This window comes from Simkania sp., from assembly GCF_965215465.1.
GTDB lineage: Bacteria > Chlamydiota > Chlamydiia > Chlamydiales > Simkaniaceae > Simkania.
In genome coordinates this window covers 1768798-1792689 of the sequence record NZ_OZ244056.1, presented here as the reverse complement: position 1 = coordinate 1792689, position 23892 = coordinate 1768798, and the positions used below count along the sequence as shown (strand labels likewise).

21 protein-coding genes, 1 tRNA gene and 1 pseudogene are annotated in these 23892 nt (G+C 43.2%); 16 read left to right on the top strand and 7 right to left on the bottom strand.

Going from position 1 to position 23892, the window contains the following annotated elements; genetic code table 11:
* The first annotated feature begins 7 nt into the window (after nucleotides 1-7).
* Nucleotides 8-1375: a signal recognition particle protein gene (gene ffh / locus ACOOFG_RS08360; protein ID WP_420421021.1), complete on the top strand. Its 1368-nt coding sequence runs from the start codon at nucleotides 8-10 to the stop codon at nucleotides 1373-1375.
* A 69-nt stretch (nucleotides 1376-1444) separates the two neighbouring features.
* Here the strand turns inward: ffh and ACOOFG_RS08355 are convergent, their stop codons facing one another.
* A complete protein-coding gene (locus ACOOFG_RS08355) occupies nucleotides 1445-1936 on the bottom strand; it encodes a type II CAAX prenyl endopeptidase Rce1 family protein (protein WP_420421020.1) in 492 nt (163 codons plus the stop codon).
* A 502-nt stretch (nucleotides 1937-2438) separates the two neighbouring features.
* On the opposite strand from ACOOFG_RS08355, the gene rpsP reads away from it, so the two are divergent.
* The 9 genes and pseudogenes from rpsP (at nucleotide 2439) to metG (ending at nucleotide 11689) form a co-directional block, all read left to right on the top strand.
* Nucleotides 2439-2756, top strand: coding sequence for a 30S ribosomal protein S16 (gene rpsP, locus ACOOFG_RS08350; RefSeq protein WP_420421019.1), 318 nt, complete (start codon nucleotides 2439-2441; stop codon nucleotides 2754-2756).
* Between the two features lie 9 nt (nucleotides 2757-2765).
* On the top strand, nucleotides 2766-3461 hold the full coding sequence (gene trmD / locus ACOOFG_RS08345; protein ID WP_420421018.1) for a tRNA (guanosine(37)-N1)-methyltransferase TrmD: 696 nt from the start codon (nucleotides 2766-2768) through the stop codon (nucleotides 3459-3461).
* Nucleotides 3458-3799 (top strand): annotated as a pseudogene (gene rplS / locus ACOOFG_RS08340) (50S ribosomal protein L19); the annotation flags it as partial. The gene trmD and the pseudogene rplS, both read left to right, overlap by 4 nt.
* Before the next feature lie 473 nt (nucleotides 3800-4272).
* Complete coding sequence (locus tag ACOOFG_RS08335) at nucleotides 4273-4857, top strand: ribonuclease HII (protein ID WP_420422680.1); 585 nt, start codon at nucleotides 4273-4275, stop codon at nucleotides 4855-4857.
* A gap of 80 nt (nucleotides 4858-4937) precedes the next feature.
* A complete protein-coding gene (locus tag ACOOFG_RS08330) occupies nucleotides 4938-7853 on the top strand; it encodes a hypothetical protein (protein WP_420421017.1) in 2916 nt (971 codons plus the stop codon).
* Nucleotides 7854-7937: 84 nt separating this feature from the next.
* Nucleotides 7938-8825, top strand: a complete 888-nt coding sequence (locus tag ACOOFG_RS08325; RefSeq protein ID WP_420421016.1) for a YicC/YloC family endoribonuclease — start codon at nucleotides 7938-7940, stop codon at nucleotides 8823-8825.
* Nucleotides 8826-8829: 4 nt separating this feature from the next.
* Nucleotides 8830-9423 (top strand): guanylate kinase, encoded by a 594-nt coding sequence (gene gmk / locus ACOOFG_RS08320; protein ID WP_420421015.1) that lies wholly within the window; start codon nucleotides 8830-8832, stop codon nucleotides 9421-9423.
* 12 nt (nucleotides 9424-9435) lie between these two features.
* Nucleotides 9436-9645, top strand: a complete 210-nt coding sequence (locus ACOOFG_RS08315) for a hypothetical protein (RefSeq protein WP_420421014.1) — start codon at nucleotides 9436-9438, stop codon at nucleotides 9643-9645.
* A complete protein-coding gene (metG, locus tag ACOOFG_RS08310; protein ID WP_420421013.1) occupies nucleotides 9638-11689 on the top strand; it encodes a methionine--tRNA ligase in 2052 nt (683 codons plus the stop codon). The genes ACOOFG_RS08315 and metG overlap by 8 nt, the downstream gene beginning before the upstream one ends.
* 205 nt (nucleotides 11690-11894) lie before the next feature.
* Here the strand turns inward: metG and ACOOFG_RS08305 are convergent, their stop codons facing one another.
* Nucleotides 11895-14090, bottom strand: a complete 2196-nt coding sequence (locus ACOOFG_RS08305; protein WP_420421012.1) for an ATP-dependent RecD-like DNA helicase — start codon at nucleotides 14088-14090, stop codon at nucleotides 11895-11897.
* A gap of 137 nt (nucleotides 14091-14227) precedes the next feature.
* On the opposite strand from ACOOFG_RS08305, the gene ACOOFG_RS08300 reads away from it, so the two are divergent.
* Nucleotides 14228-14299: transfer RNA gene (locus tag ACOOFG_RS08300), tRNA-Asn, on the top strand.
* A 32-nt stretch (nucleotides 14300-14331) separates the two neighbouring features.
* Here the strand turns inward: ACOOFG_RS08300 and ACOOFG_RS08295 are convergent.
* The gene (locus tag ACOOFG_RS08295; protein ID WP_420421011.1) at nucleotides 14332-15252 is read right to left on the bottom strand and encodes a hypothetical protein; all 921 of its coding nucleotides are present in this window, start codon (nucleotides 15250-15252) and stop codon (nucleotides 14332-14334) included.
* A gap of 228 nt (nucleotides 15253-15480) precedes the next feature.
* A complete protein-coding gene (locus ACOOFG_RS08290; protein ID WP_420421010.1) occupies nucleotides 15481-16932 on the bottom strand; it encodes a catalase in 1452 nt (483 codons plus the stop codon).
* A gap of 218 nt (nucleotides 16933-17150) precedes the next feature.
* Between ACOOFG_RS08290 and ACOOFG_RS08285 the strand changes: the two genes are divergently transcribed.
* On the top strand, nucleotides 17151-18152 hold the full coding sequence (locus ACOOFG_RS08285; RefSeq protein WP_420421009.1) for a 2-oxoglutarate and iron-dependent oxygenase domain-containing protein: 1002 nt from the start codon (nucleotides 17151-17153) through the stop codon (nucleotides 18150-18152).
* A 90-nt stretch (nucleotides 18153-18242) separates the two neighbouring features.
* Here ACOOFG_RS08285 and ACOOFG_RS08280 read toward each other — a convergent pair whose 3' ends face one another.
* Nucleotides 18243-19082 carry an alpha/beta fold hydrolase gene (locus ACOOFG_RS08280; RefSeq protein WP_420421008.1) on the bottom strand — a complete coding sequence of 280 codons (840 nt, stop codon included), beginning with the start codon at nucleotides 19080-19082 and terminating at the stop codon, nucleotides 18243-18245.
* A gap of 99 nt (nucleotides 19083-19181) precedes the next feature.
* Between ACOOFG_RS08280 and ACOOFG_RS08275 the strand changes: the two genes are divergently transcribed.
* Nucleotides 19182-19649 (top strand): NUDIX domain-containing protein, encoded by a 468-nt coding sequence (locus ACOOFG_RS08275; protein ID WP_420421007.1) that lies wholly within the window; start codon nucleotides 19182-19184, stop codon nucleotides 19647-19649.
* Nucleotides 19650-19651: 2 nt separating this feature from the next.
* On the top strand, nucleotides 19652-20467 hold the full coding sequence (locus ACOOFG_RS08270; RefSeq protein ID WP_420421006.1) for an alpha/beta hydrolase family protein: 816 nt from the start codon (nucleotides 19652-19654) through the stop codon (nucleotides 20465-20467).
* On the opposite strand, the gene ACOOFG_RS08265 is transcribed toward ACOOFG_RS08270, so the two are convergent.
* The gene (locus tag ACOOFG_RS08265; RefSeq protein WP_420421005.1) at nucleotides 20464-20913 is read right to left on the bottom strand and encodes a hypothetical protein; all 450 of its coding nucleotides are present in this window, start codon (nucleotides 20911-20913) and stop codon (nucleotides 20464-20466) included. The two genes, ACOOFG_RS08270 and ACOOFG_RS08265, sit on opposite strands and share 4 nt — an antisense overlap.
* Nucleotides 20914-21004: 91 nt before the next feature.
* Here ACOOFG_RS08265 and ACOOFG_RS08260 point away from each other — a divergent pair, with 91 nt between their 5' ends.
* A complete protein-coding gene (locus tag ACOOFG_RS08260; protein WP_420421004.1) occupies nucleotides 21005-21337 on the top strand; it encodes an antibiotic biosynthesis monooxygenase family protein in 333 nt (110 codons plus the stop codon).
* Nucleotides 21338-21395: 58 nt separating this feature from the next.
* Entirely contained in the window at nucleotides 21396-22679 is a 1284-nt protein-coding gene (locus ACOOFG_RS08255) for a hypothetical protein (RefSeq protein WP_420421003.1), read from the top strand.
* Here ACOOFG_RS08255 and ACOOFG_RS08250 read toward each other — a convergent pair whose 3' ends face one another.
* On the bottom strand, nucleotides 22680-23813 hold the full coding sequence (locus ACOOFG_RS08250; protein ID WP_420421002.1) for a LicD family protein: 1134 nt from the start codon (nucleotides 23811-23813) through the stop codon (nucleotides 22680-22682).
* Nucleotides 23814-23892 lie beyond the last annotated feature (79 nt).

Below are 23892 nucleotides of genomic sequence, written 5' to 3'. Positions count from 1 at the left end.
TATAATTATGTTTGGCAATTTGACCGAAAAGTTTCAAAACGTTTTTTCAAACTTAACTTCAAATAAGAAGTTAACAGAAGAAAACATCTCTGATGCAGTGCGAGAAGTTCGCTTAGCTCTGCTTGATGCCGACGTGAATTACGGTGTTGCTAAGAATTTTATCAAGCGGGTCAAAGAAAAGGCTCTCGGAGAGGAGGTTTTAAAATCGGTCTCTGCAGGGGATCAATTTGTCAAAATCGTTCACGATGAGCTCAAAAATTTGATGGGTGGGGACGAAGCTGCGCTTGCCATTGATCGTCACCCTGGAATTATCATGCTTTGTGGGCTCCAAGGGTCTGGAAAGACGACGCAGTCGGCCAAATTGGCGCTCATGCTGAAAAAGCAAAATAAAAACCCTCTTCTTGTAGCTTGCGACTTGCAGCGTCCCGCAGCAATTGACCAGCTTGAAACGCTTGGTGGACAAGTTGAAGTTCCCGTCTATGCAGACCGAGATCAAAAAAATCCCGTAAAAGTTGCCAAAGCAGCCATCGAAAAAGCCAAAAAAGAGGCTTTAGATGTGGTGATCATAGATACAGCTGGTCGTTTGCATCTCGATGAAGAGCTCATGAAAGAGTTAGAAAAACTTAAAGCAGCAACTGACCCCCATGAAATTCTCTTTGTGGCAAATGCTGCAACAGGTCAAGATGCCGTCAATACTGCAGCGCAATTTGATCAGCGTGTCGCCATTACAGGCACAATTCTCACAATGCTTGATGGAAGCACTCGGGCAGGTGCAGCCATTTCGATTCGTGAAGTGACGGGAAAGCCACTCCTCTTTGAGGGAATTGGTGAAAAAATGACGGATTTTCAAGCGTTCAATCCTCATTCGATGGCCGATCGGATTTTGGGAATGGGAGATGTCATCAATCTTGTCAAGAAGGCCGAAGAGCATTTCGATGAGAAAGAGTCAAAAAAGCTCGAAAAAAAGCTACGCAAGGCGACCTTCACTTATGACGACTTTTTAAAGCAAATGCGCTCTGTCAAGAAAATGGGCTCATTTAAGAGTTTGCTTCAAATGATTCCAGGCTTTTCCAACATGGATGAGCTCCAGGTCTCTGATGGAGAAATGGGCAAGATTGAGGCGATCATCTTGTCGATGACTATTGATGAAAGGCTCGGGCTCGATGAGCTGTTACCACCTCGTCGACGTAGGATTGCAGCTGGGAGTGGGACCTCAATTGACGATGTCAACCGGATGGTCAAAAGCTTCAAGCGGATCAAGCAGATGATGAAAAATATGCCCGGTTTTAAAAAGAAATTCATGAAGGATCCCAACTTCAAAAAGCAGCTTGGCGACCTTGGTGCCTTAAAGAAAAATCTCTCTAAACACTCCTAATAGTTATGGGTGTATTTTCAAATCATTAATCAGGTTAATAGGTCCTTTAATTGAATAACAATTTGAGGTCTAGAGATAATCAAGAGGTATTGCATCGTGATGCCAGTGGATAGCCGTCGCGCCTATTAAACCTGTGGTTTCATAAACCATTCCAAAAACACATCCTGCAATAAAGTACGCAAGCTTGGCGGAATCACAGATCCAGAAGAGGTCATGTCCCATTGCAAAAAAGAGAGAGGTTAAGGCAATTCTAGTCGCCGGGTGTTTAATCACCTCTCCTGCTTTAGGCGAGACTCTTCCTGCTAAGGAACCTACATTAGATAAAACCACATTTTGTAAAAGATATCGAAAGAAAACCTCCTCGCTAAAGGCAGTACTAAGATCGTGCGTGATACGGTGGGCAATATCTTGGTTGGGAATTGAGCTGCATGCGTTTACAAATCCTATGGTTAGGAAGCTAGAGATTTCATACAGGATCCTAGTAGGGAGAAAAAGAAACTGAAGTGCGATTGGAACTAACGCATTCCTTTGCTCTGGGGTAAAGTCAAGAAGCTTTAGCATGTCAGGACACGCAGAGAGCCACCATTGCCTGGCCGTCCAAGAACGACTAGCCAGGTTGAAAATTATTCCAAAAGCGCAACTACAAACCTTAAATGTCAATGAGTAGGAAAAGTTTGACCAGGAATTCTTTACTTGTTGAGGCTTTTGTTCTATTTGAACTGTTGGTTTACTAATCGGTTCCTTACAATCTTGAGTTAAAGATGTCATTTTTCCTCCATTAAAAAACTGAAAAGAAGCTCTGTATTCTGAGCACATTCGGGAAAAGCTTTCTTCAATTAGTCAATTTTAATCAAGTTTAAATCAGTGAATATATGCCTATGAATAGAAATGACTCTCTCAAGAGGGAGCGAAAGATACCTCATAGCCTTCTGGGTATCCCTAGGATATCTGTTGGGTTTAAAGAAAAATCTATCTAAACTGCGTTAGCGAATTTTTTAATACCCATTTTTTTCCATTTCAGTTATGATTGTTTCTCTGAATTGTATTTTAGGAGAAAAAGCCAATGGCTCTAAAGATTCGCTTGCGACAAATGGGACGCACCAATCGATTGATGTACCGTTTAGTAGTGACAGATAGCCGCTCTCCACGTGATGGAAAGTATCTCGAAGGAGTGGGTCATTACAATCCCCACAATCACGGAAATGACGATGTCAGTGTAGTTGAAGATCGCATTCAGTACTGGCTAGATCGTGGTGCAGAGTTGACTGAAAAAGCTGAAAAGTTAGTGGCTCGTGCAGCTCCAGGAGTGATCAAAGCTCTTAGAGAAAAGCAAATTGCGAAGAAGCAAAAAGAAGTCGCGAAGAGAAAAAAGAAAAAGTAACTTTCCTGCATGCGCTTCGATATTTTGTCTCTTTTCCCTGACTATTTCAAAGGCCCTTTTGACGTCAGCATGATTAAACGGGCGAGGGAAAATGGACTGATCGAGATCGATTTAGTCGATATCCGCGCATTTGCAGAGGGAAGACATCAACAAGTTGATGACCGCCCGTATGGCGGCGGGCCCGGAATGGTTCTCATGCCTAATCCGGTGACAAAGGCCATACGCAGTGTTAGAAAAAAAAGATCCCGAGTGATCTACCTCTCGCCCCAGGGAGAGCCGCTCACGGCAAGAAAGTGCGAAAGCCTTGCTTCGGAAGAGCACCTCATCCTGCTTTGTGGGCACTATGAGGGGGTTGACCAACGAGCGATTGACCTCGAAGTCGACGAAGAGATCAGTATCGGAGATTTTGTTGTGACAAGCGGAGCTCCCGCTGCGATTGTTTTAGTAGACGCCGTCTCTCGATTTATTCCAGGAGTGATAGGCAACGAAGAAGCAGCTCGGCAGGACTCATTTGAAAATGGCCTTTTTGATGCACCTGTTTATACGAGGCCACCAATTTTTGAAGAATTAGAAGTGCCGCTTGTTTTACGTCAGGGCCATCATGCAGAAATTGAGAGATGGAGAAAAGATATCGCTTACAAAAAGACCAAGCGTGTCCGTCCTGACCTGATAGAAGAGTTAATTGAAAAGGAGAAACAGCCATGAGTCAAGGTGCTCTGATCGAAGAGATTGAAAGCAGCCAATTGAAAACGGATATCCCAGAGTTTTGTGTTGGAGATACTGTAAAAGTTCACATTCGCATTATCGAGGGAGAAAAAGAACGTATTCAGGTTTTTACAGGAACTGTGATTGCGCGCAAAGGTTCGGGCTTCTCTGAAACATTTTCTGTTTACCGAATCGCATATGGAACAAATATGGAGCGTGTCTTCATTCTTCATAGTCCACGGATTGCAAAGATTGAAGTGACTCGCAAGGGAAAAGTGCGCCAAGCGAAACTTTATTACCTCCGTGGCGTGTCTGGTAAGAAAGCAAAAGTTAAAGAAAAGATCGGTGCGAAAAAGAAAAAGATTGTGGTCGAAGCAGAAGCGCCTGCAGCTTCAGTTAAAGAAGAAAAACCTGCTGAGGCTAAAGAAAAGGCTCCTAAAGCTGAGGAAAAGAAAGCTGCTAAGCCTAAAAAAGAGGCAAAGCCAGCTCCAGAAGCTAAAGCGGAAGAAACACCTTCAGAAGAATCAAAAGAATAAAGTCTTAAAACCTGCGAGTTCCTTCGCAGGTTTTTTTTTCTCATTGACTAGTATTGAGTCCTCGCAAGTTAGTTAACCCTTGATCGAGTCCCATAGAAAGCTTCGGTGTTGTCCTACTTCGACAGTCCTAAAGGTTGCCAGCATCAGACTTCTTGAACTTTTTTATAACAATAGCTTTTCAACTTGTTTTTATTAGTGACACACCCTAGTGTTAAGTGTTTTAAACATTTGACACTCCAGTGAAGAAGAAACACGCACTTACACAACTCGAACAAATGGCTTATCAGGAAGGGTACCAGATCGTTGCTGGTGTGGATGAAGCAGGACGTGGTCCTCTAGCTGGGCCAGTTGTTGCAGCAGCCTGTGTTTTTACTAGAGATCTTGTTTTAGAAGGCGTTGATGACAGTAAAAAACTCACTCCCAAAGAGCGCGAGGAAATCTACCAAACTCTTGTCACCCATCCTGAAATAGATTTTGCAATTGGGATTGTCGAACATACTCAAATCGACATCATCAACATCTTACAAGCTTCATTAGAGGCAATGGCCATAGCAGTTAAAAATTTAGCTATAGAGCCTGATTTCTTGTTGATCGATGGGAATCAATATCCTCCGATAGAGATAGCCTCAAAGGCTGTGGTTAAGGGGGATTCCCTTTCGCAAAGTATTGCTGCAGCATCGATTTTGGCTAAACATACCCGCGATCAAATGATGCTCCAGTTTCATCTGGAATGGCCTCAATATGGCTTTGACAAGCACAAGGGGTATGCGACGCGGTCTCATCTTCAAGCTATCCAAGATCATGGGCCTTGCCCCATTCATAGGAAATCTTTTGAGCCTATCAAATCGATTTTTGCTTAAGTACTACTGATAAGTAACTTGTTTTTTAGTCCCTTACAGTCTATGATACTATAGGTTTCAGAGGATTATAGGGAAAAAACATGGAAATTGTGTTAGGCACGGCTGGTTTCGGCAGTATAAGTTTAGCTGTTTCCTATGGATTTCAAAGAGGAGTTTCACTTCTCACAGGGAATTCTGACGGTTATTTTCTTGGAACCGCAGCGGTTTATACAACTACTCAAATTGGTTCGATGTATCTGAGCGCGAGACTTATTGAACCGGGTAGCGATTATGTCAGGATGAAGTTGATAATTGTTCAGACAGTTGTTATAGCGGGGCTTTTCTTTTCGAGCATTGGTTATCACCTTCTTACAATGCGTTCAGTTCCTTTGGATCTTGCAGTGAGAGTTGGCGGGGCGGTCATTTTTGCCGCCGGAAAAGCTGGGCAATATATCGCTGATACAGTTGCCAAAATAGGGTTGTTAATTGCATTTGGGCATTTTGGTGCGCCGTTATTAGAGTATGCCACTTCGGCAGCAAATGCTCGGTGGGCACAACTCAAGTCCAATTTTGCAGTTCTACAAACTCATTTAACGCGGCGCTATGAATACTACACCTTCCCTACCTATACTTCGCGAGAACAATTCAAGGAACTTTCTAAAGAACAGTTAGAAGCGGTTCGTGTGCATTACTCTCTTTATCCTGACAAGTGGGAGGCTTTCGCGCTTTCGTTGCAAGTTGCGTTTAACTTAATTCTAACTGACGAAGATTTGCCACTGTTACCTTTGACTTCTCCTTTAAAAGAGGAAGATGACTTTACCAAAAAAGAGCTTAAGTTCATTGCGAAGGAATATTATCGTAACTACCGACTTTCTGCAGAAGAGGCAACGGTCTTTTTTCACCATCACGTGAAGCCTCCAGAGTATTTAGTCGAGAAGGAATCTTTGCCTCAGGTCCCGATTCCTAAGGCATCGGATATTCCATCCCTTTCTAAAGCGCAAATCAAATGGTTTCATAAGATTCTCATTGCAGATTGGAAAACTAAGCTGACATCTGAACAATATAGCGCTTTTGCAAAGCGTTTTTTTGAGTATAACTTGATTCCTCCAAATGAAAAATATGTGTTTGACGTTGAACTTCCACCACCAACTACCGGGATCCATCTTCACACAAAGGCCTACTACTATTTCCTGTATGTGAAGGAAGGAAGAGATGAAAAGCTTCCTTTTGATGAGAGATTGCAACTCAGGGAATATCTTATCGAGCGCAATTTCAGTTGTAGTTTCCCTACTCTTACCCCAGTTGAGCTGACACTTGCATCCGAGCCCATTTTATCTGCTGTTGCAAAGCAGTTTCGGGAGAATCGATTTCTATGGGAGCAATTAGATACAGAAGCTCAAGAGTCATATAATGCGGCTTTTAAAAGGTGCAATATCGAAGAGGTTCGAGATGGCAGACGGTTTGCATCGCTTCGAGATGGACTGTCTTCAATTTTAGGAAATTCATTTGGAATGAGGCATTATTCAAATCGCTCTTTGATGGATGTGGAAGCTGAAGAGCAGCGGAATTTAGGTTATTTAGCTGAAATACCTGCAGAGCGGGTGAACTATTTGCATCCTTCGATGATTTCTCATCTACCAGATGCGAAAATTGTTTTTGTCGAGCGTGCAGATCTTGTGCAGGCCATTCCTAAAGACAAACTCTTTTTTATTCATCCTAAGATTTACCCACTATTGTCCAATGAGCAGATGAAGTGGATGAAAAAGCTTCATAAGGGCGTAGCAGATTTATCGCTGGAGCAGACGCGACTTCTTCTTTGTCCTTGGCTTGTACGTCACGTGCCTGAGGATCGTTTAAGCGAGGTCCCCAAACAGGGGAAAGAGTTCGTCCTTTGTCCAACTAAAATCTCACCTTTTCATCAGGCCTTCTTTTCTCTTCTACAGACTCCAACAAAAGCCTGGGATGAAATGACTCTCATAGAGCAAACCCTTTTTGATCTTGTGCCTTTTGGCCAAAACCGCTTTCCGATGATTGAGAGCATTCAAAACCTTTATTCAGAGTTTCGAAACTTAGCCCGAGATTTTGGGATTAGAGAGCTTCCTTCGGACTATGCTTTGAGAATCTTAACGAATACGGCAAACCTAAGATTTTTTGCGGATGATCCAGAGGAAGCCGAAATAGAACGTCAGAAGATGCATTACGAGTTCAAGCATCTGATCTATGCACTAAAAATCATGGCAGATAAGAATCCTCCTCTTGACCAGGAAACAAAAGCAACTGTAGGAATACTTTTAAAACAGCTTTTTCGAGCGATGGACGACTGTAAAAATGCTTGGAGTTCGGGTTTAGAAAGTTTTGAAGGAAAAAGAAACGAGTTTTGCGATTGTCCGGATTGCAGTGGGATGCGTATGAATGACCAAGAGGTGTTTTTGAAGAGTCGACTTGCTGTGAAACTTGCGCTTTTTAAACGTGAATGCTTTCAAAAAGTGATCATCAAGGCTTATGGAGCGGGTGATGGTCAACAAGTCCACACTCTGGATTGGTATGCACGAGAGCTTCCACATTTGAATCTTCATTCGGGTTACTCCGATCGTCATGCCGGAATTTCAAGGACGTCAGTTGCCCCTTTAGAAATGCAAAATAGGATGATTGAAGAGTACAAGCAGACAGTAAAATCTTATGTCAAAGATCTGCTGAGTTACGGGGAAAAAGGAAATCAAGAGTTTAGAGAGCTGGCTATGGATTTCACGGCTGGAATCATTCTGCGAGAAGCGAAAAAGAGAAAAGCTTATATTGATAGTAGCTGGGCCAAGGAAGTTGCTCAGTCGTGGATCTTTGATGAGGAAAAGGAATATGAGGTGAGAGAGGGTTTTGTCAATATTATCCTTTATGCTTTTGATCATTTTGGATTTGATCCGTTATCAGAGGTGTTTACGCAGGCTCAGACGAATGGGTGCTCTCTCTCACAAAACCTTGATTTGGTCTCTATCAAACTCACCCAGCTTGATAAGGCGTAAAATAAAAAGTATTAACAAAGTCACTTGCTTGACTTCGAGCCATTTTTCGGGTATAAATCTCTTCAAACTACTACCAGGATGTGCATGTTTCGAAGTATGACAGCTTATGGAAGAGCTCACGTGACAACTGAATCGGGCTCATTCCTCATAGAAATCCATTCTGTGAACCGAAAAAGTCTTGATATCACAGTCAATTTACCGAAAGAACTCTTGCTGTTTGATATGGATTTTCGCAAAGAGTTGTCGAAGGAGGTCAAGCGAGGGTTTATCACCGTCAGGGTGACTCGGGAAGAGATTCATCCGACAGGTAGATTGACTCTGCCAGATTTGGACATGATGAAATCCATTCAAGAGCAATGTCAAACGTATGCGAAGGAATTGGGATACAACCCCAAAGAAGCCATTTCTTTTTCAGACTTGCTCAGTTATGGGTTTTCCTCAAGTGGACCACCTGATTTAGAAGTGGATGAAAACTTGCAAGAGCAGCTGCTAGAAGGGTTTAAAAAAGCCCTTTCAAAATTCATCGCGATGCGTGAACGAGAAGGAGCGACCTTGCTTGAAGATGTAGGGCCTCGCTTAGATGAAATTGAAGAGCAGCTTGATAAAATTGCAGAGCGGGTGAAAGCCGCACCTGAAATGTTTCGAGAGAAACTTGAAAAACGGCTGGAAGAATTAGATGTGCTTAAAAGTGAAGATGACGAACGCATGATGCGCGAGCTCATCCTCTTAGCAGAAAAAGTCGATGTGACAGAAGAAATGACACGGTTGCGCTCTCATGTGCAGCAATTCCGCGATCTCATGAGTTCGAAAAAGCGACGTGTTGGACGGGAACTCGACTTTTTGATTCAGGAAATGAACCGAGAAGTGAATACGACAGCAGCGAAATCACAAGATATTGAGATCACACAAGCGATTTTAGAAATGAAGACTGAGCAGGAAAAGATTCGGGAACAAATTCAAAATATCGAGTGATAGGATGCGCCCTCTAATAGGAAATGTCAATAAGGGGTTTGCGATCGTTGTTAGCGCTCCTGCAGGGACGGGGAAGACAACCTTAGTTCGAATGCTAATCGATGAATTCCCTGAGGTTTTTACCCAAAGTATTTCCTGCACAACCCGCCCTCCAAGGCAGGGAGAGGTTGATGGAAAAGATTATGTTTTTCTCACCGAATCCGCTTTTCAAAAGAGGATTGATCGGGGAGAGTTTTTAGAACATGCTCAAGTGTTTGACCATCATTATGGAACGCTTAAGGAAACAGTTGATCAGCAAAGATCAACTGGGAAGCATGTCATTTTGGTGATTGACACCCAAGGAGCTTTGGCCATTAAGGGTAAGCTCAAGGCGCTTTTTATTTTTGTGGCCCCTCCTTCAGTAGAGACTCTCAGGGAGCGGCTTGAAAAACGCCAAACAGAGTCAGAAGAAGTCATTCAAAAGCGTCTAGCATGGGCGCAATATGAAATGGATCAAGCCGTCCATTACGATTACAGGATCGTGAATGATGATTTAAATACGGCTTACCAAGTTTTAAAAAGTATTGTCATTGCCGAAGAACATCGAATTCGGCAGTAAATCGAGGAGATTATGTCAAACGACGCACTCACAAAAGAAGCCTTTAAAGAAATTTTCGAAGATAACTTTGAAATGACGAACTATGCCATTCACTTGGCACAGGATCAAATTCATGCGGGGAATGAAGAGCTCAATGTGACAGAGCTTTTACATGAAATTCGCAAACACCCACCAAAAGTGCAAAAGCCAGTCGAGCAAGAAGAGATCGCCACGCATGAGTAAAAAGGTCCTGATCACGGCGGCACTTCCGTATGCAAATGGTCCACTCCATTTTGGACACATTGCTGGGGCGTACTTGCCCGCGGATTGTTATGCCCGTTTTCAGCGCCTCTTAGGCCATGATGTTCTCTATATTTGTGGCTCTGATGAGCACGGAGTTCCTATCACTTTGAATGCCGAGATGGCAGGGCGCAGCCCCCAAGAGCATGTCGACATTTTCCACCATGTGATTGCTAATTTTTTTGAACAGCTTCGGATCTCTTTCGATCACTATTCACGAACCACTTGGGATGGACATGTGCATCCAACCCAACAGTTTTTTCTAGACCTTTTAGAAAATGGGTATATCGAGCCTAAAGTCACAGAGCAGCTATATTCGCCTGCAGACAACCGATTTTTAGCAGATCGGTATGTGATCGGTGCTTGCCCCAAATGTCACTCTGAAAATGCAAGAGGTGATGAGTGTCCTGCGTGCGGTGCCAGTTATGAAGCAACAGATCTCAAAAACCCACGCTCTAAACTCACTGGTGCGGAGCTTGTATTAAAGCCAACGAAGCATTGGTTTTTACGCTTTGATCTCTTCAAAGATAAGCTCACAGAGTGGATCCAAAAAAAGCACTGGAAATCAAATGTGGTGAATTTTGCGCAAAACTATATAGATGACTTAAAGCCACGCGCTATCACAAGAGATTCAGACTGGGGGATTCCGGTTCCTCTCGATGATGCAGAAGGGAAAGTCTTTTATGTTTGGTTTGATGCCCCCATCGGTTACATTTCAGCTACCATGGAATGGGCTCAAAAGGTAAAAAAAGATCCAAAAGCTTGGGAAAACTATTGGCTTGATCCTGAAACACGTTATGTGCAATTTGTCGGGAAAGATAATATCCCCTTCCATGCGATTTTCTTTCCAGCGATGGTCATGGGACAAAACACTTCTTACAAGCTTGTGGATGAATTGCCTGCTAACGAGTTCTACAACCTCGAAGGAAAGCAGTTTAGTAAATCGGCAGGTTGGTATATCGATCTTGAGGACTTTTTCAAAAAATTCACTCCCGATCAAATTCGCTACGCGATTGCAGCCAATGCTCCTGAGTCACAAGATAGTGAATTCTCTTGGAAAGACTTTCAAATGCGTTGCAATGCAGAGCTTCTTGGAAAATATGGCAATCTCGTCAATCGAGTCCTTGTCTTCACTTTGAAACACTACGAAGGAGAGATTCCTCCTTTTGGCAAAATGGCCTATGAAGATGAAAAGTTCTTAGAAGAAATTGAGGAGAAGACCAAGGCAATTCATCAAGCTTACTCCCACTTCCAATTGCGCAAAGCCTCTCAGCTGATCATGGAATTGGCAACGCTTGGTAATACCTATTTTGATGCGAAAAAACCTTGGAAAGCAGCAAAAGATCCAAACCTTAGAGAAGAACTAGGAACTACACTTGCTTGTTGTTTGCGAGTCTTAAATGCCCTTGCTCTCGTTTCAGCTCCCATCATCCCTGAAACAGCTGAAAAGCTTTGGGAACTTCTCGGTTATGAGCAGCCGCTTTCAACCTATCTGTGGGAAGATGTTCTCGAGAAGGGACTTCCCAAAACTCATACCTTAAAAACACCTGAAGTTCTCTTTCAAAAAGTGGAGGAGGATGTGATTGCTGCAGAAATCGAAGCTTTGAAAAAACGAGCAGAGCTTTCTGCTCCTAAACCTCAGAAAGAGGTCCCTCCCTTTAAACAGCCGGTCGACTTTGAGCAGTTTCAGCAGTTAGATCTGCGTGTGGGGCTGATTTTAAGTGCGGAACCTGTGCCCAAAAGTAAAAAACTACTCAAGCTAGAAGTTGATTTTGGAATAGAAAAACGGACGATTGTGTCTGGGATTGCAAAAGGATTTCCCGATCCCTCAGTGCTAGTTGGAAAAAAAGCGACATTTGTTGTGAATTTAAAACCCGTCAAATTGATGGGAGTAGAAAGTCAGGGGATGCTTCTAGTAAACGGAGAAGCCCCAAATTTGGAGCTTCTCGAACTTTCTAAAGCATTTCCTGGCGAAACTGTGTCTTAGATGCTCATCAAGCTTTTCACTGAACGTACAGCTCTTTGAAATCGAGTTCTTCGACGTAAAACCTTTGCTAGGAATCTTCTTGCTCTTCTTTTTGCCTTCTTCATAGGTCTGATCTCCTTTTAATCTCTATGTAACTTCTTTTGACCCTTTACTAGTTCCCGAGTTTCACCCCACAAGTTTATTTTATCAACAGAATATTTTAATTTCAAGGGGTTAAGGGGATTTTTTCCCTTTTTTCCGTCTCCTGCCCTTGTATGGCTTCTGAGAGGAGTTCCCGGAGGCCAGTGTACCTCTTCTGGGCGTTATCGGTGTTGATGGCGATGGCCAGGGCTTTTTTCGTCCCTAGGAGGAGGACCAGCTTCTTCCCACGGGTCAGTCCCGTGTATAAGAGGTTCCTAAAGAGGAGCTTAAAGTGGCTCACATGGACGGGAATGATCACACAAGGGCACTCGCTTCCCTGGTATTTGTGGATAGAGACTGCATAGGCTAGCATGAGCTCGTCGAGCTCCGAAAAGTCATAGGAGACCTCTTTTCCGTCAAAATCGACGGTCAATTTCTGCTCATCGAGGTCCATTTCGAGGATACGCCCTACATCTCCATTGTAGACATGTTTATCGTAATTATTGCGAATTTGCATGACTTTGTCTTGAGGTTGAAAGACCCGTCCCATACGTAAGAGTTGCATGGATTGAGGATTGAGTTCTTTTTGCAAGATGTGATTGAAGTTGTCGATTCCAATCAGTCCCCGTTTCATTGGCGAGAGGATTTGGATTTCATTGATTGGATCAAATCCAAATCTTTGAGGAATTTCTTTTTTGATGAGAGAGACTGTGCGTGTTAGAATTTCTTCGGGATTTTCTATTTCTAAAAAGTTGAAATCACTCTCGGCATCATAGGTAAGTTCTGGAAAATAACCGGCGTTGATACGGTGGGCACTTTGAACAATGCGAGAGCCACGCCCTTGTCTAAAAATGTGCTTCAATCGCGTGACAGGGATGCGTTCTGATTCGATAAGATCTTTTAATACGGTTCCTGGACCCACACTTGGAAGCTGATCGATATCTCCAATAAAGATCACACGTGTTTCATCAGGAATAGCTTTTAGCAAATGGTACATGAGTTGGGTGTCGATCATGCTAGCCTCATCAATAATGAGGAGTCGGCATTTAAGGGGATTGTCTTTGTTTCGCTTAAATCCACCTTCCTGAAAGTTGACTTCTAGGAGACTATGGATTGTAAAGGCTTTTTTGTAGGTGATTTCACTGAGCCGTTTTGCCGCGCGTCCTGTAGGTGCCGCCAATGTGATTTTGTCGGTGAGTTTGGAAGTGATCGATAAAATGGCTCTTGTAATGGTGCTTTTACCCGTACCGGGTCCTCCAGTCACCACGTGAAGCTTTTCTGAAAGGCTCTTTTCGATGGCGACCTTTTGTTCTTTGGCAAACCGCATCCGCAGTTTTTCTTGCGCCCATTCGACGGCTTTATCCATCAGCACAGAGCGGATGCTGCATTCCCCATCGTGTATGCGTTTGAGTTCGCGCGCAATGCCCAGCTCAGCCATGAAAAGGGGGCGAATCCAAATTGAAGGCGCTTCATTTGCTTCACCTTTGACAATGCGCTTAGCTTCATCAAGAGCATCGATTTCTTGGCGGATCTTTTCAGGGTCCACCTCTAAGATGGCCTCGGCATCTTTCAAAAAAAGTTCAATGGGGTAGCAGACATGACCATCATTGCTTAGTTCCCACAAGACATATTCGATTCCTGCTTGAATGCGAATGGGGGCATCTTTTTCAATCCCCATATTCTGAGCCAATTGGTCGGCTGTCTTGAACCCTATCCCAAAAATATCCCGCGCGAGTGAGTAGGGATTCTCGGTGACTTTTTCAATGCTATCTTCTCCGTAAGTTTTGAAAATCTTGCGTGCGAAAGAGGGGCTCACTTTGTGCGATTGTAAAAAGATCATAACGCGTCTGATCGACTTTTGCTCGTCCCAACACGTTTCAATTTGTTGCACTCGCTTTTCTCCAATTCCAGGAACTTCGAGAAGTCGATAGGGGTACTTGTCGATGATCTTAAGCGTTTCAACTCCAAAATGCTCGACGATCCGTTTGGCATAGATGGGGCCGACCCCTTTGACCATGCCTGATTCGAGATATTTTTGGATGCCCAGAACATCAACGGGTGCCGTCAGCTCATAGCTTTCAACTTCAAATTGACGCCCATGTTTCGGATGGTGCTTCCACATGCCCCGGCAATGGATGGTCTCCCCAGGGTTGATCCCTGGCATTGTACCGGTAATGGTGGTGAGGTCTTTTTCTCTCGGCTGCTTGAGCCGTGCGACTGTGAAGCCATTTTCTTCGCTAGAAAAGACAATGTTTTCGATGTATCCACTGAGTTGATCCATGAGGAGAATGGTACTCCAAGTTTCGACAAAAAACTATTCTTTTTTGAGTGAAAATGCTGCTGTTTTGAAGATTTCTTTTGCATCGATCTCTTCCCCATTGATAAATAATAAACGCTTGAGTAAGATGGATGGACTGTTCCGGATTAGCTCAGCGGTAGAGCAGTGGACTGTTAATCCATTGGTCGCTGGTTCGAATCCAGCATCCGGAGAGCAAGGCCCCTCTTTTAGAGGGGCTTTTTTTTTATTGGCAAAGCGTTTCTAAGGGTTCAGTAAGAGGAATAATAGTGAAGAAAAGCACCTTGCGTGAATCTGGCATAGAAACTGCATTTTTGATGAGATCTACGGCCATAGAACCACATTTTTCGTAATAAAAAATCCCAGAGCTGGCATCGACAATTCTCTTTTTGTTAAACTGAGCCAATACAGCATGGCCTTTCTGCTCTGATGTACGCGTGAGTTCGAAGCCAAAAAGTATAATAAATTCTACGCATCCCTTTTTGTAGTAATCTAAAAGCTTGTCCGCAATCTCATCACAATCTATTTCGCCTCGCTTCTCATTCATTTTGAAATGAGCTTCACCTAAACTTGGGTGAGAGGTGCGACATAAGGGGCGAAGGCATTTTTGGTCTCGTGATTTAGAAAAATAGGATTCTATTTCGTCATCCCAGTCTTCCAAAAACGACATAAGATCTGTATTTTCTTTACTATTTAGACCTGATAGTAAGTGAATTTTGAGCATTTCAAATGCTTGAAATTTAACAACCATTTTTTTCTCATCTCTTGTCCAATCGGTCTTGTCAGGGTGAGCTAAAAAGAAAACACAAGCTCCCATACAGCAACCCTCGTAAACTCTTTTGCGTATGATCTGTTGAAACAGTTCTACAGATTCTTCAGGAAAAGAGTTCTGTAACTCATCTAAAGCCTCGTCGATAATCTCCTTATCGATTTTTTCTAGAGGGCAATAGTGATTTGCGTATGAGTACCTATAGTGCTTTCCGTTGATAAATTGGGTATTATGGGTCTGCTCACAAAGTCCATTTTTGTCCGAAACCGTTGTTTCTTCTTTATCATCCAGCCCATTATTTGTAATCGAATCATTCAGCTGAACAGCTAATATAAACGTAGAAAACAAACAAAATATAAATATCAGTTTGAATTTCATTTTAAATCTCCAGGGAAAAACTATAGTTTATATAGAGGCAAAAAGGAAGAAAATGTTCTCAGTTCAGGACGTTTTTCAAACTCCCCTCGTTTGGTCGCGAATAATTAGCAACTTAAGACATCTCATAAATGCTTCAAATTTCTCTGTAACCTTCAAAAATAATCCACGAAGTTCATCAGACCCGTACCTAAAGGTGCTTTTCGCCTTTCGTAGCTGAGATTCCGTTAGTTAGGATTTGACACTTTTTTTGATGCGCTCGCCAATGTCTTTGTCGATGTTGCACCAATACTCAAAAGCTCGTTTTAAAATGGGCTCTGAGACACCATTTCTTAGATGTCCAACGACATTTGAAACTAAGCGGTCACGTTGCGCATCATCCATGACCTTGCGGATAAGCTCACCAGCTTGACTCCAATCATCATCGTCTTTTCTTGATGTATAGGCTGCACGTACAAATTCTCCACTTGCATCCCATACTTCCAACTGAGGGTACCGCTTCTCATCAGCTTTTGGTCCTCCTTTGGAATTGGGGGCGTAAACTGGGTCAGAAACGTTTTCTAATCGCATTGCCCCGTCTTTGCTGTAGCTATGAAAAGGGCACTTAGGACGATTGACGGGGATCTGTTTGTAGTTGACTCCTAAGCGAGCACGATGAGCGTCGGCATAGGAAAAGAGACGAGCGAGAAGCATTTTATCAGGGCTGGGACCGATTCCTGGGACCATGTTGTTAGGTTCAAAGGCTGCTTGCTCGATCTCGGTATGAAAATCCGTTGGGTTACGGTTAAGTGTGAGACGGCCCACTTCATGAAGGGGATAATCACTATGAGGCCAAACTTTTGTGAGATCAAATGGGTTGAGTCGGTAAGTCTTTGCTTCTTCGAAAGGCATGATTTGTACTTTCAATGTCCAGCTCGGATGATCCCCTTGCTTAATTGATTCAAATAGATCGCGACGATGGTAATCAGCATCAGACCCAGCTAAACGATCAGCTTCATCTTGTGTCAGGCATTCGATTCCTTGATGCGTCTTAAAGTGGTACTTTACGAAGAATTTTTCCCCTTTATTATTGACCCACATATACGTATGGCTTGAGTAGCCGTTCATATGCCGCCAAGTCTTTGGAATGCCACGGTCACCCATCAGCCAAGTCACCTGGTGTGCAGATTCAGGTGAAAGAGTCCAAAAGTCCCATTGCATATCATTGTCTCGCAGTCCACTGTCAGCGCGCCTTTTTTGGGAATGGATGAAATGTTGACACTTCATCGGATCTCGGACGAAAAAGACAGGAGTGTTGTTGCCTACCATATCGTAGACCCCTTCGCTTGTGTAAAACTTTAGAGCAAAGCCTCGAGGATCCCTCCAGGTATCAGGGCTTCCTTGTTCACCAGCAACCGTTGAAAATCGGAGAAGAGTGTCTGTTTTTGTTCCAGGCTGAAAGACTGCGGCTTTTGTGTAGGAGCTAACGTCTTTGGTCACCTCAAAATTACCAAAAGCTCCGGCTCCTTTTGCGTGGGGCTGACGTTCAGGGATTTTTTCTCGGTTAAAGTTAGCCATCTGTTCAATGAGATAGTGGTCTTGGAGTAGGATCGGACCATCAGGGCCAACGGTAAGAGAATATTCATCACTGGAGACCGGGATTCCAGCATCATTTGTTGTGGGTTTAGGATCTTTATCTTTCATATAGAGACCTCCTTTGATCACACAGAGAAAAATTTTTTTGAGCTATAACATAAATTGAGAAATTTCACCTGTTATTATTTTTCGAATCGGGAATCAGATCGGAATAGCCAGCACTCCGACAGCATAAGTAGACAAAAAAGAATTGAAGTTTCATAAAAGATGCTTACAAAAAAACTGGAAGGGACTCTTTCTCTTCTTACCTACAAGGAAGGTGTGTTATGCGTAGGTCTTTGAAATTTTTCGTTTTTTTAGCTTTTATTATTTCTGGAACCGGTTTTGCAGCTCAAAAGCTTGACTTAACTGTGATTTCGTATGAGGATTTTTCGAGAGGAGATCCGAATGCCCTTGAGCAGCTTGAACAGGCGCTCTATGATCAGGGGATTGTTGGGATTCGTGGAGTTCCCTCCTATCGTGAAAAGGTGCTCAATCTCATCGAAACCGCACGGGAATTTTCGGCACTTCCTGAGGAAGTGAAAGAAGCTTATGCTCCGCAAGGGGAAATGTTTCTCGGGTATGAACGAGGAAAAGAAAAATTCCAAAGGTCTGATGGAACTTGGGTGATTGATGATTTAAAAGTGTCGTATTATGGACTGGTTCCCGATCGTTCTCAAAACAAATGGCCGGATGAACTTGATTTGAAAGGCCCCTTTTTAGAGTTGGGGCAATTGATGGCTGATATGGGAGAAGAAATCATGTTTAAACTCGGCATGATTGGGGTTTCAACAGGCATCTATTTAGATGAAACGCCTCGCGTTGGGCGGATGCTTTACTACTGTAAAAATAAAAAGACTGATTATGAAAACCCTTACTGGTGTGGGGCTCACTATGATCATTCCTTATTTACAGCACTTGTTCCCGCTTTTTACTTTGAGAATGGAAAACAAGTTCCAGAGCCTGCAGAGGCCGGCCTTTTTGTGAAAATAGGAGAAACATATCAAAAAGTGGTTGCCAATGATCCTGATGTGATGATGTTTCAGGTAGGGGAGTTTGGTCAGCTTGTGATGAATGATAAAATCCGTGCAACGGAGCATCGCGTGCAGAAAGCTGCAGGCAATGTGGAACGGTATACAATGGTGCTCTTTACAGATGCTCCAATGGATACTGTCATTCACTCAACCTCAGAGCTGACAAAAGATAGCCGCTATGGCGGAGTTCCTGGAGCTCCTTGTTCATATAGGCAATGGAATGATCGAACATTCGAGCGTTACATCGTTAGATAGTGTCGTCTTGAGATAGGCAATAAAAAAGCAGCTCCTGGAAGAAAAGTTCCAGGAGTCGATTAAGGATTGATTAACTCGTAATGACACTATCTAAGGACGAGTAAGGCGCTGTAAAACCGGTAGATGTTGTTGCAAAAAATCTGTTAGATGCGAAGTCACTTCTGCCGGTTTTTCTAAATTACAAATGTGCCCAGCTTCCGGAACAATTTTGAGTGAGCAGTTGGGAACACGCGCATTCATTTCCCGAGCTTCTGATGGGGGGCGGGGGATGTCATCTTGCCCGACGATCACAAGCGCTGGCACTTGAATGTCTGCAAGTTGATCTAGCAAGCAGGGGCGTGAAAAAATAGCTCTTCCTAATGTCACCATTCCTTCAATGCTTTCTGGAGAAAGCGCGCTCAATTTTTGGTGAAAATTTTCAGCTAGTGTTGGATTTTGTGACAGAGTTGTAGGAGAGAAAAAGAGAGGAACGACTTGACTGAATAGAGCTGGGGTAAATGCTTTTTCTTTTTCCAATAGGTCTAACAGCCCAAAGTATTTTTGCTGGGTGGGCGTAGGTTCACTTCCCACAAATGTATCCATTAAGACAAGGGCTTTAACAGCCTCTGGATGTTTCAGCGTTAACAGTGTTCCCCACATGCCTCCTACAGAGAGACCAATGAGAGCAAATTCAGAGATCTTGAGGGCTTGCATCAGTTCCCAATAATCGTCTGCAAGAGCATCAATAGAAGTCGCTGTGGAGCTAAGAGGATCGGACTGACCGTGACTCCAAAGGTCTGGAACAATACAGCGGTAGTGTTTTGAGAGTTCTTCGATTTGTGGTTGCCACATGGCACTATCCCATAAAAAACTATGACCAAGTAAGAGAGGGTAACCTTCTCCACGATCTTGATAAAAGCAAGTTTTTCCTCGAAGTTCAATTGTTGGCATGACATTCCTCCACTTAGTCATAAATAAGCAGCAAAATACCAGAGATCACATTGATTTTAAAGACCTAGAAGTCCTAAAATTTTTTTAAAGGAGACACTCATGGCACAAGAAGACTGTTTTCATTTAGGAGTGAAAGCTCTTCTCTTTCGAGAAGGCGGAGAGATGCTTTTACTTCAACTTAATCCCAAAAAGTTTGATTTATCAGCAGATGGCGATCAAGTGATTTGGGATTTGCCAGGAGGGCGCATCAATCGAGGAGAAAAACCTATTGAAGCGCTACGTAGGGAAGTTTTTGAAGAAACAGGGATAACTGAAATCACAGAGATTTCTCCTGTTACAATCGATTTAACAACGATTCGCGTTCCGACTGAAAACGGAGACTGTGGAGTGATTTATGCAACATATCGTTGCACCTTGGCTCAAAAAGAAACGCTTTCTTTGAGCCCTGAGCATCTTAGCTATACTTGGGTAGTCCCCGAGCAAGCTGCATCATTGCTTCCTCAGGATTTTCCAGAAAATCTTCGTGCAAGACTGCTAGGCTGGAATGTAGAACGACTGGAGGTATAGCTATGCGCAACTTACTCATGATTTTTCTATGTTTGGGACTTACAAAAGGGTACGGAATTGAAGACAACATTTTTCTGCTTGAGCTTCCAGATCGTATTGGGGAAAAAGTTGAAGTCTATATGGAATCTCCCCAAGCGGGCTCTGATCAACTCCTGATTTTTTTTCATGGTGCGGCTGTAGATAAAGGGCTTAGAGGTCTATCGACTGATTGGTGCAATCATTGGCTTAAAAAGGGGTATGCAGTGGCTTCAATTTCCCTTCCTGGCTATGGAGATACTTCAGGGCAGAAAGATTTTTGTGGGCCCCACACCATGCTTGTTGTGAATGAAGCGGTCAACCACATCAAAGAAACTCTTGGTGTGAAGGACTTTGGTGTGATTGGATTTGGGCAAGGAGGGCTTGCTGGGGCACTTCTTTCTTCAATGAGAGACGATGTCCGATTGGTTGTCTGTACTAATGGAGGGTATGACTTTTTTAGGCATATGTTTCCAGGTGATCCCTTGCTCGCTATTTTGCGAGAAAAAAATTATGAAATTGATATTCAAGATTTAGATGCAATCGAAGCACGTTCACTCTACTCGCAGGTTAATAAGCTTAAAGCTCCTCTCTTTTTACTCCATCGAAAAGGTCACTCTACGATTAGTGTTGAGGAAGTCACAGACTTTGCCCATGCAATGAATGAGGCTGGGAAAGAATGCCATTTGGTGCTTTGTGAAGAATCAGAGGATCAAAAAATTTCTTATGAAGAGACTCTGAGTGCAACTGAAGCCTGGGTTGATGCACACATGAGACTGAATTGCTCAATCCGCTTCCCTTAGAAGCGGAGTAAGGTTAGATTGAGTGCGGCGTAGAGTGCTGTCATAGCGCTTGCTGAAACCACAATCAGGAGAATTTTGATTCTGAGTGGTAGAGGCACACTCTTCTCACGTCGCCTCCAAAAAGTCCAAAGACCTAAGTGGCATAAGTGTGCAAAGAAACAGATTGTGCACCAGCGGGGTTCGAGGGAATAGAGAAGAACGGGCAATGCTAGCGCCCATACGATACCCACATAGCGCCATGGACATTTAGGGAAATTTGGAAAAAGGAAAATAACGGCAATTAGGGTGGAAAAGTAAGCTGCCCCAAGAAGGGGAATCCAAGGAGTTGCGCTGGCGCAAACCTCACAAGTTAAAAGTCCTATGCAGACTGCGACTCCGGGTAATTTAAAAAAGATTAAAACAAGAGCGGCCAGGCCAAATAATGCAGCGATCATGCTTTTGGCCATACCGCAAAAGAAATTTCCTTTCAACTAGGATTGACCAACTTTGGCGACAGCCTATAGAATCATTACTTTAATTTTACATTGAGAGGTTGTTGTGTTTGCAGTGATTTATCGCGGGGTAGTGAAGAGGGAAAAAGAAGCTGCATTTCGCAAAGCTTGGAATACTGTTGCGACCTTTTTTGTTGAAAATCGAGGAGCACTTGGGTCAAGTTTACATCGGGCTGAAGAGGGGATGTGGGTAGCCTATTCACGTTGGCCCGACCAAGCAACTCGCGATGCATCATGGCCGAAAGATGATGAAGAGGTCAATGCGACATTTCCAATGCATGTGAAAGAGGCGGTTCTAGAGCTCAAAACTTGCTTCGAAGATGAAAAGCCACAGATTTGCATGGAGCTTATGGACGAGGTTGTGAAGGGCAAACCTTGATTTTTTTTCTCCCAGAGGATAAGATCTTCCCTCTATGAATCTATTATTTAGGGTGGAAGTGAAAAAAGTACTCCTCGCAATTCTCCTCGCAATTTTTGGAACCCAAACTCTCAGTTCGGCTCCATATGATCTTTTAGTCGATCCAGATTTTTCTCCCTATTCAGGTGGGCAAAACCTCATCACAGGGATGCGCATCCTTCAGCTCAGTGAAGATATCATGCTTCCTCCCAAAGATGAGCCTAAAGAAGGATTAGGTGTTTCTTTTGGACGGTTTGCTGAACTCTTTTTTATTTGGAATCCTCTAGGAGAGCTTGCCACTGTGACGCAACATGAAGTGTTTGGTCATGGCTATCGGATCCGAGAGCTTCCAAGCAGCCATGTTAAGGTAACGAACTATAAAATTGGCTGGCCGTTTCCTTACTCCTTAACAGGAGGAGGCGCTACAGGTTTTAGAATGACAGATCGAGCAACAGTGACTGAAATCAACACGATCAACATCGCAGGAATTGAAGCTCAAGATATTTTAGCACGCCAGCTGAAAATGAAATGGGTTGGAGATGGCCGGATTGATGCACGCATGTCTCAGCTTTATTTTTTGTCACAACAATCCTTATTTCTCTATGGGAGGGCTACAGGTCTTTATGATTTAGACGTGAGCCTGTCAGGGGCAGATGAAGATCCTTTTGATGGGAATGACTTAAAGTCTTATGTCTATTGGATGAACCGTCTTTACCCTAACAATAAAATTTCCATTTCTTACTTGAAAGGGCAGTCGTACTATAATTGGTTAGACGTTTTTACTTATTACTCTTTTGGTGCATGGTGGTACTACGTTGCAACGGGGAAGCAATTTAAAGTTCCCATGTTCAAAATAGGGAAAGTCAAGTTTCTCCCCAGCTTCAAAGTCACCTTAGCTCCCTATGGACTAGAAAAGAACCTTGAGGGGTATTTCGCAATTAATGGAGCACCTCTATATGTGTATGGAAAGTGGGGAGATCATGGAGGCGTTAGCTTTTATGGTGCTGGGATTGACTTTGATCAGATGCTCTCGTGGAAAGGGGGAATCTTTGGATTCAAACTCGATGTCTGGTACCAACCCGATTTTCAGCAACCTACCCGGGTTTTTGATGTTCTCGTTGACGATGTTAACCCTGCCGTTCCTGGGCTTAAAGATCGAAGTCTAGGATTTGCTGGTTCTTTAATTTCACGCTGGTATTTGACTGGAGGAGGAAGTCCCCTCTATCTCTATACTGAGGCGGGTTACAAGAGCAAAGGGTATTTGCCAGGCTACTCACTTGATCGGGGATTCATTGGCCGCGTCGGACTGACAGCTAAATTTTAGTTAATGTACTAGAGGAATGCCCCAATAGGGGTGGGAAAGATCCTTTTCGTATTGATCTGTCTCCTCGTTGTAGATCATGACAGGCGAGATATTCGGACCATATTTATAAGAGAGGTAAACCTCTATTTGGTTTGGAACAGGGATATCGATCCCATCAAACTTGGCTTTTTTGAGAGGGAAAATCACGTCAAACGGGACAGGTTTTCCAAACATGCGTTCCCGAATTTTCCAACTTTCAGCCATAAAATGACTTTCTCCATACGAAAGGATATTTGTGAGCGTTTCATTATCAGCATCAATGGCATTCAAGTAAATGTCGATATGATTCCGGTTGGACCTGATATAGACTCTAATATAGGTTCCAGGGCGGCAACGGTTGGACCAATCTTGAACGACATACTTTGTTTCATCAAGAGCTTGAAGGGCATGCATGATATTGTCAAAATCTTCTTCAATAGCAGCTAAATCTAAATCGTTATCCCATGGGATGATTCCTCCATAGCGGTAGGCTCCTAAACAAGTTCCGCAATCGACCCAAAAAGGAATATCTTTTTCAGATAGTAGTTTTGTGATTTCTAGGAGAGCCTCTTTATCTTCTACCAGGTTATTTTCGTCACCAGGCCTTCTTTGATGTCTAGGAGAATTAATGTAAGGAGCGGTTCGAAAGTCTTCGACCTGAATTCCCAATGATTGAAAATAATCCTTATTAGATTGCACGTATGTGGAGGTGAGAAAGGTTTTCAACTGCTGATGTCGCTGTCGTGTTTCTGGAGAAAGATACGCAAGCGATTTCACCACCGTCCCTAAAAGCAATCCGGGAGGAAGAGTTGAAAAAGCAAGAGGCGAAAAAACTTTTTTGCGCGTTTCGTAGTTGAAGCGTGGCTTTAAAGTGAACGTGTGAGATGTCTCATCGTATGAAATAAGTTTTCCGTCGCACAGGTATTGCACAGGGGAGAGGAGAACATTGCCGACTTTTTCAAGTCCTTGGGCATCTTCAAAAGACATATTGAAAAATGTGTTTTCGGAAAAGCTGTGGTAAAACGACACAACAGACATCCCAAACCAGACAATTCCCTCAATAGTTTTGGGGAAAACTCGAGCCAATTTTGGAAAAATCTCAATGATATTAAACATAACTTTACTTGTAGCACGAAATCCTCTTTTTTTGAAAATAGCCCATCAGTTATAGGTTGAGAAAACGAGAGGTACACAT